Source organism: Candidatus Omnitrophota bacterium (assembly GCA_041648975.1).
In the GTDB taxonomy this organism is placed as follows: Bacteria; Omnitrophota; Gorgyraeia; order 2-01-FULL-45-10; family 2-01-FULL-45-10; genus JAQUSE01.
Genome location: JBAZNZ010000018.1, coordinates 44,141 through 57,714 on the forward strand (window position 1 = coordinate 44,141; position 13,574 = coordinate 57,714).

5 protein-coding genes and 1 tRNA gene are annotated in these 13,574 nt (G+C 45.5%); all 6 read right to left on the bottom strand.

Annotated features, from left to right (window positions below):
* Positions 1-144: 144 nt before the first annotated feature.
* Positions 145-561: a hypothetical protein gene (locus tag WC592_06610; GenBank protein MFA4982122.1), complete on the bottom strand. Its 417-nt coding sequence runs from the start codon at positions 559-561 to the stop codon at positions 145-147.
* The gene (locus tag WC592_06615) at positions 554-823 is read right to left on the bottom strand and encodes a hypothetical protein (GenBank protein MFA4982123.1); all 270 of its coding nucleotides are present in this window, start codon (positions 821-823) and stop codon (positions 554-556) included. The genes WC592_06610 and WC592_06615 overlap by 8 nt, the downstream gene beginning before the upstream one ends.
* 125 nt (positions 824-948) lie before the next feature.
* Positions 949-12,069 (bottom strand): HEAT repeat domain-containing protein, encoded by an 11,121-nt coding sequence (locus WC592_06620; protein MFA4982124.1) that lies wholly within the window; start codon positions 12,067-12,069, stop codon positions 949-951.
* A gap of 341 nt (positions 12,070-12,410) precedes the next feature.
* On the bottom strand, positions 12,411-12,695 hold the full coding sequence (locus tag WC592_06625) for a hypothetical protein (GenBank protein MFA4982125.1): 285 nt from the start codon (positions 12,693-12,695) through the stop codon (positions 12,411-12,413).
* The gene (locus tag WC592_06630; GenBank protein MFA4982126.1) at positions 12,692-12,955 is read right to left on the bottom strand and encodes an AbrB/MazE/SpoVT family DNA-binding domain-containing protein; all 264 of its coding nucleotides are present in this window, start codon (positions 12,953-12,955) and stop codon (positions 12,692-12,694) included. Before WC592_06630 ends, WC592_06625 begins: the two co-directional genes overlap by 4 nt.
* 436 nt (positions 12,956-13,391) lie before the next feature.
* A tRNA-Glu gene (locus tag WC592_06635) sits at positions 13,392-13,469 on the bottom strand.
* Positions 13,470-13,574 lie beyond the last annotated feature (105 nt).

Consider the following 13,574-nt stretch of genomic DNA (forward strand, 5'->3'; position numbering starts at 1 on the left):
AGAATTTTGATGGGAGGGATTTTGCGGTATTATGGATATGCGCGATCCCTACATCGCTTCAGCGCATTCGCGGGCGGCTTTATGGAGCTGTTCGATCTTCGCAGGGTCAAATATGCCGCAGATTTTGCCGAGGATAAACCTTGCTTAGGCGAGCGCTTCGTCAATTTCTTTCTTGAAGCTTTTGAATATATCTCGGACGGCCAGGATAAGCGGCCCCATCCTATCGGGGGATAAATCTATGGCATAACCATGGCTGAAAAAATGCCTGAAAGCGAGATACCGCTTCAGATCATCAGATAGTGGCTCGGAAAGGATGTTCTCTTCGGCGGCTTTTAACAACAAATCACGGTGCCAGGATTCACCCTGTGGGGTTTGGATGTTCCTGATACGGAATACCTGTTTAAGTATGTTTTCGATGCCATTATAAAAATTATGAAGAAGCGCCGCGACACCGGCTAATTCAAGCTTGGATAGCCTGGAAAGAGGTTTTGTCGGCAAAAAAGATAACGTCTTTTCTATCTCTTCATATTCGGCTTCGATATATGCTCTATAATCAGCCATAGAGAAGCGTTCCCTCTCGTAGTATCAACGAGATAAACTTGGATTTCCCTTTGATATCGATCACGTCTACAGGTTTTGACAGCGAAAATATAAGATCGCCGTAATATTTAAAAAAATCCTTGTCAGAAACACCCTCTACGGCTATATCGATATCATGACTTTCCTTTTTAGGATCTATGCTCGATCCAAAAAGCAGAACCTTCTTCGCGTGGTATTGCCTGGATATGTCCAGTATTATCTTTTTATCGGAATCCGCGATCATATGTATCTCCTCCTGAAATAAGCTATGATTTTATACCACAGTTTTATCATTTTTGCAATGAAATTCCGGCAGGCAGCAGCAGCGGCAGGGCAGGGATTTTACGGTATTATGGATATGCGCGATCTCTACATCGCTTCAGCGCATTCGCGGGCGGCCCTGTGGAGCTGTTCGATCTTCGCGGGCTCAAATATGCCGCAAACCTTGCCGAGGATATCGATTATTTCTCTTACTATGATGTTGATAGAATCGATGACGCCGGGTATGGGATCTTCCGAATTGGTCTTCAGGTAATAGAATCTTGCGGGTCTGCCTATGGTTAAATCGGCGAATTGGCCGGATATCTCCTCAACGCTTGTTCCGTATCGTATTCTTCTCTCGGGTTTGTCTATATCTATCTTGTGGTTCAGCTCCTTTATTAACGCTTCCTGATTTGCGCGTTTCTCCGGATCTCTACTCGAGAGAACCGCTGCTTTGATGCCTCTATTCGCAAGCTCAAGCAGTACCGCATATAAACCTTGCCGGTCATCCGCTTCGTCTTTATCATCCCCGAACGTAGCCATCTCCGAAAAAATAAATCCAATCTTTCCATCCTTGATCTTATCGCCAGCTATTACTTCTGCGCCATTATGTTCATTGATTACCTGCGCTATGAGAGGAAAGTTAATTGGCGCGGTTACCCTGGCGAATATCTCTTTGACGAGCGCGCACGCTTCGTTAATCGATTGGCGTGTGGTAGAGTTAAAATCGGCCGTGTTTGGTTTGTTGAACGTCAACGTAGGCATGACTAGAGCGTATCGATGCGTAGTCATCATTAAATCATCAAAAGAACCAGTGTGTTGAGTAATTTCAAATCTTGAGTGCAGTTTTAAACCAAGGGATTCAGCTTCTGTTATAAGTTTCTGCGTCACGCCATAATCCTCTAATTGTCTTGTCTCTGTTCCACCGCTTGCTATAATCCTGCGAAGTCCGGTGAAAGCTTCACAAATATCGCGTAGTAGACTTTCCCTCTCCGAAAGCATCACCGCTTTCCCTTCCGGCGTATCAGGATTCCATCCCCATCTCGAATAAGAATGAGGCGCGTTTCTTCTTAATTCGGCCAGTTCAGTTTGACTTTTTTCCTGATAGCCAAACCCGAAATCGTATTCACTGAAGGCTAAAACGGCATTGTTAAAATTCCTTTCAGGGACCTCTCGCACTGTAGCGTAGTAAATTCTGGATCGCCATGTGTCTGAATTACCATTGATCGCCAGGTTGGCGCGGATCAAGTCCGTATGCTCCGGTAGTTCTTTAGATCGTATTCTGAACTTTAGTAAATCTGTTGAGATCTGCTGTTCGTCATTCTCAATGATAACTGCATCGCTTGCCCCAAGTAAGTAGGCGGCGTTAGCCATCAGGCCGTTTCGGGAGAAAGCATCAATAAAAGTATGGCCGTTAATTGCGTCCTGATTTCCTTGCATGGCAATCAATAATCCTATAGTGTGAGGCAGATAATAAGGACTGCCCGTGACATCGTCACGATAAGTATAAGGCAGCCATCCTCCATTTCCCGTGTCGGATCGTGTCTCATAAAGCTTAATTACTTTTGGATAAAGCGCGAGGAGTTCTCCGAGGGCTTCTCGTGGTTTGGGTAAAACCGCCGCGTTTAAAACAAAAATATCTCCTGCCCGGAAATAAGCTGGGCCAAAATGCCAGGTGTATCTATAAAGATCTGTGGCAGTCATGGTATATTGATAATCTTTCCCTTGGTATCGGACAGACCCCTTGCAAACATGCTCTTTATCAAGTTCGTAGATCCTTGTGAGCCGTTCTTCAAATTCATCCGGACTTATCAGAGCTTCTGCGGTCATCCTGTCTTGGAACGTTCTGCTGTCTTCCACTGTCTCGGATTTCGGTTTCTCTGGCTTTAGCAGTCTACCTTCGGATTCTGGGGACACACTACTTGATCCGCTTTCCGCTGCGGCGGCGGATGCGGGTTCTTCTTCATCGCCGCACGCGCCGTAGTCGAATAACCGCTTGATCTGGTCTTTACTAAATAATCCGCTCTCTGCCAGAACCGCATATTTCATTTGTTTTGTCTCATCCAAAAGTGTGCTATGACGGTATATGTCATCGGCATCGGGCATGCCTATAGTGCCTGACTCATTTGGCGCTTGAGTCAGGTGAGCCCACCAGATTGCTACGAATTCTTGAGATGTAGGATATCTGCCTAACGCCTTACGAGACCGCGCTTTGGTTTCTGTTTGTCCAGGTTCCGCATTGCCGGATGTTGCATCATCTTTGTCTGCGCTAGACCTATACGGTACCCTGTTGGGCATCTGACCAACGGTCGGCATCGTCAAATACCAGCGGGCCAGATGGTACACTATCTTTTGAAACCACGCCGCGTTCATATCCCACTCCATCAGATATACCAGCTTATCTGCCAATTCATCGGCGGGAAGATACAGCGGAACATCGACCTGCATCATCTCATTAAGCAATGGTTTTTGCGTCTTGCCGCCGCGGCTGACTTCGTAGCATTGAACCGTTGTCAGCGTAGGCAGCATTCTTCCCTGTTGAACGTCTTTCATGACCAATATGTTAAATCGCCTATCTGTATAATGAATCCGATCTCTATATTCAGCGCGTCCGATTACATTACGCAATCTTCGCGTATCGCCGGTGACTGCGAATGAAACATTTTCCATGATCTTTTCGATGACCCACTGTTCAAAAGGAGCCGGTTCTTTTTGTTCGTCGAAAGCGACACGCGTCGGCTTAAATAAATAGGCCTCTTTCGCATGGTCTGGCTCTATAGTAATAGTTATCTTCCGTTCATAGTGATAACCGTGATCGTCATTCGCATACAACGTATAATAAAGCCTGTAGGGAGGCCTTTCTAACCCGTCACTCGTGGATCTATACATATAAATATTGCGAAGAAGGTTAATGGTTATAGTATAGGGAACGTCTTTATCGTATTGCCCGAGCTTCAGGAGAGAAGGTACCGTTACCCAATAACCTCGAATTCTTTCTTTGGCTATAAAGCGCGGATCGCCGGGATAAATATATTCTTTCGCCGCATCAGATGTAGTTTCGCTTTCATCGCCACACGCGCCATAATCGAATAATGCCTTGATCTCGTCCTTATTAAAGCAACCGCTTTCCGCTAAAATATTGTATTTCATTTGTTTTGTGCCGGGCGAAAGCGTGCCGTGACGATATATACCATCCTTCGGGTCAGGATAGCCTATGTTGCCTGTTTCGCCTTTTGCTTCAGCCAGATGAGCCTGCCAGATCACCGCAAATTGTTCTTGGGTGGGGTCGTGTCTTAAAGCTTTGCGGGCGCGTGTTCTGATTTCCGCTTCCTCCGCCTGTTGCTGTCTGGCAGGAGATGCAGCTGGGATCGACTCAATCTTTTCTTCAGATCCAAAGCTATTAGGATTGAATTCGATGGCCATCTTATTATTTTCTAACTCTACCATCCAAGTGTCGGAGGGCAGATGCCGATCACTAACTCTTATGGTGTGTCTTTCACCTCCGAACTCCAACGATAATCTCCCTGAAGAAACATCGCAAACCGTAATATTGATATCTGACCTTGTATCTTCCTTCCGATTTTCGTATTCAAGTGTAAAAGTTTCACCCGGCCACATATTTACTTTTTTCAATTGATGGAGTATCAGTTTTGCAAATACCAGCGAAATGTACCTGATATTGGCTTTGACATGCGGATTATCCTTTATGTCGAAATACTTCCTAAAATCCAATCGCTCTCCATTAACCGTTAGTATTTTACCTGAGCCTTCGAGAAGAGCTGCTTTAAGATGAAGGGGTGTCAATTTGTTAACTTTTATAACAACACAACCGTCTTTGGATTCCGATGCCAATCCTTCCTCCAGGCTTTCCTCGCTATATATTTCCCATAAGGCCTCCATTGCTGCGTCTCTAAGATTTACGTCCGCGCCTTTACTAAACATGACTTCCGATAAGTAAGGCACCAATCCTTCAGAGCCGATCTTGCCTAGCACTTTTACAGCATCACAATATATACACTGATCGGTGTCGCTCATTCCGCCATATTGTGTATTTAGGCTATTAAGCCTGCTTAAGAGCACTGGGATTGCGGCCTTCGAAAGCGGGCCAATTTCAGCAAGGGATTTTACAATCTCCCCGGTTAAATATGAGTCCGTACTTGACTGTAAAGCTTCCGCGAGGGCAGGGATTGCATCCTTTGCTTCGTAGCCTAATCTAGCTAAAGCCAGTACAGCCGTCCGTTTAACATCATGTCTTTCGTCGGTTCTCAGTGCCTTTACGAAGGTATTAACAATGAGTTTTTTGTCCGGTACCAAACTGGCTATAGCGCTAACCGATTCTAAAGTATATAAATATGCCGGGCCGTTCTGGTCTATCGTAGCCAATAAACGTGAGCTTATATCCTGCTTTTCGTTGGGAGAACGGCTGCGGAATTCTTCAACTGCAGCGGCTCTAATTTCACGGTCGGGATCCTTTAATCTCAATAGAAGATCCTTAGAAGAATTGGCAGGCGCGACCCCTGACATAGTCTTCTCTTCCTGCCCTGTCATCAATTGCAAGTTTTTGACGGCTCTGCCTACTCTGAATTCCTTGATTTCAAAGATACGCCTCTCCTCTTGCCTGTACCACACTGCATCGATACCCCACGCCTTTAAGATTAAATCATAAATGTAGCCTGATAACGCGCTATTCGAGAAGTCCAAAGTCCTTAGTCCAGGAAAACGCCGCATATAACGCGCGTCGACATATGCAAGAATTTTGGCGCCTGCTGAATTTGGGCCGGTTTCTTCCAATGCATACCCTCTAAATTCCATATTAAAATACGGCATACGGCTAACCTTTGGGCCTCCGTAAGGGCCTTCGCGCGCCCAAAGGCTTTTACCCCATCCGACATCGCTAAGTCTTTCCGGCAGGAAGCCTCCTTGAAGTATCCGATCGGCGTCCTCATATGAATTCGTAAATACACCGTGGTTAAGAACGAGAGACTCTTTCTCCATCCGGTCAAGCTGTGGGGCGAGTGTTTCAATAAACACGTTTAATTCCTCGTCTTCGACAATCATCTGTCTTGGCGTCCGGCCGCCGGTAAGCGCCGGCTGATCGAGCCATTCGGGAATATACGGCATCCTGGCCATAGCTTCCGACAAGGATAACGGATATACGTCATTCGAGGCTGGAACATCTTCCCGCGGCGGCCGGGCGCCTTCTCTCTGCCGCGTTCCCGCACTTTTCCCCGGCTTCGGCTGCTGTGGCGCGGTTTCCAGCTTCGCGATTTGCGCATATTGTTTCAAATATTCCAGGTTTGCAAGCCAAACACCGCTATGATTAACCAATCGACCTCTCACCGCTTCATTAACTTGCCTGTCTTCATTATATATTTCTAATAAATTTTCCAAATCAAGCGCGATCATTGATTGGCAGAAAGCGTCGCTAATGATCGTGCGTGCCGCAGCGTCTTTGATTTGACGTAAACGATCTCGACATTTCTCCCATCCTTCTTCCAATTGTTTGATCTTTAGGGGGTCGAGGTTTTCCCTCGTTAATGTTTTCATATAACGCTGCAATTCTTCGGCATACGGCGTTAGGACTGGCTCTATATAAATACATGCGTCACATATGATTGACCGGTCGGGATTATCTTTATTAATGCTATCGATAAGATAGTGATGGGGTTGTGGTATTGCCGCCTCCGCTTTTGCCAATATCTCTTCCGCCTTGCGTCTTTCAGTCTCGCTACAATCGCTTGCGCCTGCGCCGCGGTTATCAAGGTCTTCCAAAGTTACCTGGCGGGCCCAATAGGGATCGTCATCGTCTTGCGCAGCATCAAGCTTGTCAAACCAATCCACCGCTTCCCCTGCCTTATCTCTTGCTTCTTCATACCTGCCTTCGTTAAATGCTTGCGCCGCCTCATAGATTAGCTTATTGAGATAGCCGCCTGAATCTCCCCGCGGGCCGCGGTAATCGATACGGCTGTCAACGTCTTGCGATGGGCCGGCAACAGGAAGATAGTTCGATACAAATCTAACTTGACTTTCCTGAACTCTTAAGATTCCATAGTCAATAAGCAGTTGAGCGCTGTCTCGTTCATTCGGCTGCCAGGACTGAAGGTCTGCGACTGCTATCGCTTTCCTTTCGATAAAACGATTTAATACCAAGATAAGAGGATCGTCTTTTCGCGTTAAATCAAATGGCTCGCCGAGAACCATAGTTACGAAATTCGCGCCATAAATATTGCGAGAACGATGCTGCTTTTCCAACCACTCGATTAGTTGAACCGAGGATTGAATTACATCTAATTGACGCACGAGCTCATCGATAGTGGTGGTTTTCCTGCTGATTCCTTCATAGAAAAAGCCGTCCGGGCCTAAAAAATCCAAGCTGAGAACATTTTTAGTCATGCCGGCATGTCCGCCGGTGAGGTCGTAGAAATAATTCGCCATTTTCTGCATTTGAAACATCAACTTATCTTGTATATTAGTGTCGTATGGTGCGCTGTGATGTCTTAGTTCCTCACGAATAATGGATTGAAAAACGGATTGATATTCATCCGGGGTCGGCAAAGACAAACTAACGTGCCTAATTTGTTTTCCTGCATTTTCTTCAAGGTTTTTAACTTGCCGGGGTAAATAAGGAAATTTCGCGGGATTTAACAATATGATCGGGATTTTATATTCAAAGGCCAACTTTTTGATGAAATCAAAAAATGAGCCTTGAGAAGAAAGAAGTTTTTCGCCAACTTCGTCCAAAACAATAACACCGTCTCCGAGATTCTCTTTTAAGGCGTTTGTAAAATCATCGAGATTCGAAATGCGCTCTCTCGGCAGGTGAAAGAATGAGCACAAATCAGCGATAAGCCTGTCTTCGGAGTTATTCGTTGTACTCAAATTGGCATATAAAAATCGGCCGCCTCTATTTTTAAGATGCTGGTAAACATAGTGGGTCTTGCCGCTTTTGGGTAATGCCGTTACAAAAACAATACCGTCTTTCTTTGCCGTATTAACGATTGTCTGCCATGTTGTGTCTGAGGCAACAGTATTAGGGTTATTTGCAAATTCCGCCGATTCTGGGGACACACTACTTAATTCGCTTTCCGCCGCAGCGGCTGGTATGAGCCGGCCGTCCACAATTTCATCTATATATTCCTCATCAGCAATAAATTCGTCCCAAGTCATTAGTTTCGAAATGGCCTTCTTTGCATAATCTTCGCTAATGATTCTTAGTTCAACGGCCTTCGCGATTCCACCGCGAATAAGCTCCGCGTCTATTGGGCGAGGCACAAGATAAATTGCATGGTCTTCCTCCGGCACAATAACCGTATGCATGCCCGAATGCCCATCATTGATAGGAACGGATCTTTTAAATATTACATAATATGGACCATAAACCGTGCTTGTAAATGGATCTGCCCATAAATAGTTCGGTATTAACATCCCGATACCTGAAAAACTTTTAACTTCTTTCTCTAATATAATATTTAATAACGACCTCTCTTCCGACAACCTCACATCCATATTTTCATATCGGGTAGATGCATTTCGCGTATTACCCGTTCCATTTGCCAATACGCGATGCCGGGCGGATATATTGAGCATCGTCTCAAACTTCTCTTCATCGTGTTCTGGCATATACATAATATCAAGTGGCCTATATCGCAACCTCTCGTAAAACTCTTCGTACAGATAATCACATAAATCATAAATTGGTCTATAAAGATTTCGCTTGCCCTCCTTTATAAGGTTTGCAGCAAACCCTATGCGGTGAGAAGCAGCTAATAATGACTTTTCCCATGCAAGCAGTTCTTTTTGTTCGTCTTCCGATAGTGCAGCAGCGCTCGCAGCTAACCGCCACGTATTGGCCCCATGTCCTCGGTAATTATCGTCATATATTTTAGCCAGCATATTTTTGCAGGTCTCAAGATTCCATAGTTCGGTCTTCCATTTAGATGCCATATTTTTTTGTACCACATCGCCTCTGGATGTATTCTCATCGCTTCCATATCCTGTAGCAAATCTTTTTGAGAAGCCGTCTATACCGCCGGGTGAATTCTTTGGTTTGCGTCTCGAAGGTGCTTTGCCTTTAAGCAGTGATTGCCTTTTCGATGACGCATTCTCACTTACCGTACCATTCGAAGACTCAATAACCTTATCCGCACGATAAGCCGCTCCGACTCTGATTTCGCTTTCTGCAGCCGGTGCAAATGGAGCTATTCTATCCAATTCATCTATACCAAACCCAAGATAATGGAGTGCATCATAAGCGGAATTATGGACTATTGGTTCAGGATCTCTTAAAAGCGCTTTTAGCTTAGGGATAGCCGGACCGGCGATAGGGCCTAATTGACCGAGCGCATTGGCATTATTGCCACGTACAGTAGCATCTTCGTGGTCAAGATTTGAGATTAGAAGGGGCAGAGCCTGATTGAAAAGCCCCTGTAGTTCCGGTCTATTATCATTATGTTCGTGGGCGTAATAAGCTATATTGGCGAGCATTAATGCGCCCCCCATCCTCATTCTAAGGTATGGGCTTTGTAATAAAGGTAATAATTTTTTAAGATATTCCAAATCTACAGGAACTTTATCATGACCTTCGCCATACAAGAAATCTTCTTGTTCCTTTTCCGTCACAGCACCAGTTCGTACCGCCTGCGGCTGACTGGCTGGAGATGTAGCTTGAGACTTATTTCTCTGAATGAGGCGATCAATGATCGGAAGAAGTTCTTTTCCATTCTTTTCAAATGTAGCATGAAAACCTTGAAATAGATGTTGAAGCTGCTGGTTTTGTAAATGGCTACCACTAACAAATTCTACAGCCAGACCATGGAAATATTCTGTTGTTACTCCTTTTCCCAGACAGTCGTGGAGCCATGCCAGAAGCTCATTTTCATTTTGCGTAACTTTAAGAAAATTATTTATTATACCCAGAAATGTCCTTGTATCTGATAACATCTTGGATGCCCTATCAAGGGTAGACATTCTCGCTCCGGCATTAAAACTGTTACGGATTCCAAGTAGAGCAGCGTATATAACATGATAGAATCCACTTCCGGTAATATTATCTAATTCGGCAGAATATTGCGCTGCGGGCGCAAAGCTATCCACCATTTCCTGAGTCAATCTTTCCCCGCATTCAATATCGGCGGCTTCTATTGGTATGGCATTTGGATTTTGCGCTTCCACGGCCGATTCATTTTGTGCCGCCTCGGTGTCCTGGCCGGCCGCTTCTTCTCTTGCCACCCGGACCTTTTCCTGCGCTTCTTCCCCTGACTGCCGCGGGGGTTCCGGCCGCGGAGCGCGCAGGGGCTGATTATTGGGCGACGGAATGATCTCGCGATCGGGATCCGGTTCAGGCGCGCTGTCCGGGTGCGCGAAATAGTACGGATCGCCGGGCCTTCGCGCGGGTTTTTTGGCCGGCGCGGTTTTAGCCAAATCCCCGCGCCCGGATATTACATCATCATCCGGTGTTTCGTTCAATGTGTGGCTCATAAAAATACGCCTTATCTGCTCCTCGCTGTAAGAAAAAGACATCCTAATTCTGCCCTCCTCTCCCGGCTTAAGATCAACGCCGAAAAGGGATTCTCCGGATTCCGTAAAGAAGTCCTTCATCTGTAGAGGGGAAATACCATAATAGGCCGCTATCTCATCGTTTGTATACTGCTTCAGGTCATCATAGAAATATTTGTTGGTTACGCCGAGCTGTTCCAGGAACATTTCGACGTTCCCGGAATTTCCGTCCAACTCCCCGAAATCAAAAAGATATATATTGCCGGTTTCCGGATCTACGCCGCAGTTTCCGTACGGATAAGTGAAGTCGAAATCCATCACACCTCTCCTAAACATCGCGACAACGAACTCTTTATATTTGTCGATAAGATCTTCGGCTTCCGATACCCTTTTCTCTTTGGCAAGATATTTCAAGCGCTCAAAAACAGGGACCACTTTTTTCTGGATAATGGCCAGGTCGGTTTTCCGGGCGCCGCTCTTTTCCACAAGATAGCTGAATGGCTTCTTTGAGCCGTCCATAGCGTCGATAACCATGGTCGGGACGGCGGGGCCGCCCAGCCTCTCCCCGGCCAGTTTATACCCCCTGCCCAACCAGTTGCGCGACACGAAATCCAGCGTTTTCCCGGATTTTGGCATCTTTACTATAAAATCAAAGTCATCTGCCATATGCGCGATAAGATGCCTGCCGGGTTTTAGAGTATATAAGAAAGGGCGGCTTGGCGCGGCCGGAACGGCAGGAGCGGGCTGTCTTAGCTGTAAAAATCTGTCCAGTTCCGACGCTAAAAATTTGCCGTCGATGGCGGCGGCAACTCCTAACCCCGATGCTACAAGTATACTTCTTCGCGCGCCCAACGATCTCTCTTCTCTTAGCCTGGCAATAGCCGGTTCGGACAAAGTGGTGAGCCCATCTCTAAATCGTTCCAATAAATCCCACTTACTTACACCGGTCTTCTTTTTCCCTTTCAACGAACCATCAAAACTCCGCTCATCCGTTGTCGTATAATCTCTGTGCATTATATCCAGGTCTACGGGAAAGGCAAGGCGGACAAACTCGTTTCTAAGCGCGGGATCTAAAATCCGTCCGTTCTTTTTTACTTCCAGCTCTATTCTTCGGTTAACTTTCTCGAATTCTTTCAGTTCCTGGTCGGGCCTGTGGGATCTCGCCCTTATCTCATGGAATATCTTACCGACTATTGCATTAATGTCGGATAACTCGTTTTCCCTGACAAATATCGTAAGATATTTATTCGAGGCGTGACCCCGGACTTCTTTCCCTTCGAATACGGAGAATTTCTCGTTGTTTTTCAGGATTAGTAGCTGTATCTGGGCCCCTATTTCTATCTTGCCTGTAGCTTTATTGAATACGCTTGTCTCATTTTCTAACCTGTGTAACAGGCCTTCTGCGCCGCTATTTACCAGGGCCTCTTCCAGGGCCCTTCTAATAGTTTCTCGTTCAGCCGCGAATTCGTGGATAGGATCGATCCTTCCCGTAAGTGAGTATATGCTATCGATGTGAGATTTGATAAGCGGGTCTATTGACGCGTCATTATGCAGATCGTATCTTCGCTGCATAAATTCAGATATCTCGTTGTATAGTTCGGCATCACCCGCGGTAACCGCTAATGTATCGGGGCTGTCGGCGGCTAAGGATAGGGTATTAACGAAAAATACGCACACTACGGCTATGGCTGTTATCTTAATCCGGAATTTACGTGTAGTTTTACATGCTATCATGGGGTTTTCTTCTTATTGCCTCGGCCGCAAATTTAGATTCTTGATCTTGCCCGAAGATAATACACTATACCTTACTATCTATAATCTTAATCTAATATGAATAATTAACTATATCATAATATTCCGTTAAGTCAAGAAAAAGAAAGCTACTTTTTGAATTACTAACAGGATGGCGATAATATATAAAAACAATATTTTTTATGGTTTGGGGTGGCAGGAGGCCACGAGGTGAGCTGATATAGGTCCTTCGCCCCGCTTGAAATTTTTGCCCGGGTTGGCGTCTTTTTAGCGGCAGTCCCTCGATATTCCATTCAAAACTTAAAATGCTTACCTTTGCGTCACTATACTCTGTAATGACGCAAATACCTCTTTACTTCATCATGGTTTCCGGCTAACACCAAATAATAATCCCCGCCTTCTACCTTGACGACCACACGTAACCTTATATCAATGCGAAACTCATATTTATAGTGGTTGATTTTCTTAAAACCGAGTCCGGCAGGAGCTTCTCCTGAGAGCAGAAATGAATTAAAGCCTTCTAAGCTTTCGGCAAGATTATCTTTATCTTGACGGGTTAGTTTTTTAACTGAGCGTTCAAAAGATGAAAGGATTAAAATTCTCTTCACTTGGTTACCTTTTTAATATAGCGAGAGAACTCCTTCCCCGGCTTTACGACCTTCGCCTTACCCTTCTCATTTTCTACGATATGATCGACAGCCTTAAGCTCTTCTGCGGCATAACGCGGCTCGACCTTCACGGGAGTGAGTCTTATATAATTATCTTCGATATCCACGGCGAACAACTCATCCATCTTTAAATGCAGCCGTTTCACTACCGCGCTCGGAATAGTCAGCTGATTTTTGGCCTTTAACTTTGTGATAGTCATCTTTCTCACCTCCATAAGAAGTATACCATAAGTAGGAAAGTATGTCAAGTTAGAATTTCTAACTTTTATTTGCCTAACATATAAAGTGTCATTCTGCAGTTGACTCAGACGGGCAGGCAATCTCATAGCCTGTAGAGCCGTTAAAGTAATCGCGTTCCTTTAAGCGCCTTCCCAGGTTATCTGCTATTCCTGCGTAGAATCTTTATAATTTTTTAGGATGTAAACTATATGCGTGTTTGCAGCGTCTGCGGATACTGATTACCCAGCCGATTGCTATGAAGTTTCATTGCAGTCTAAGTCCGTAGCGAAACAGAGTGGCGTCCCCATCCGGATTTTCCCGCCATTTGTCCTGCTCTGGGCGGGACCCCGCCCCGGGTCTTTCTCCCGGCGGGGGAACCGACCCTTTCAAATCCGGCGTGACGATACAGACTGAAAATGGCGTCCCCATCCGGATTTGAACCGGAGTCGTCAGAATGAAAATCTGATGTCCTAGACCAGACTAGACGATGGGGACGACACCATTAACTTTTTGTTTAATATAAATCTGCCATGAACCAGAATCCTAAGGCAGTCTTTCTATTGTCGATTCGGTTCATGGCACCCTGAACCGAACGTCCCG

What these genes read in the sequence shown, in the direction of transcription:
- WC592_06610 (MFA4982122.1), bottom strand. Translation starts at nt 561, where the DNA reads ATGGCTGATTATAGAGCATATATCGAAGCCGAATATGAAGAGATAGAA.
- WC592_06615 (MFA4982123.1), bottom strand. Translation starts at nt 823, where the DNA reads ATGATCGCGGATTCCGATAAAAAGATAATACTGGACATATCCAGGCAA.
- WC592_06620 (MFA4982124.1), bottom strand. Translation starts at nt 12,069, where the DNA reads ATGATAGCATGTAAAACTACACGTAAATTCCGGATTAAGATAACAGCC.
- WC592_06630 (MFA4982126.1), bottom strand. Translation starts at nt 12,955, where the DNA reads ATGACTATCACAAAGTTAAAGGCCAAAAATCAGCTGACTATTCCGAGC.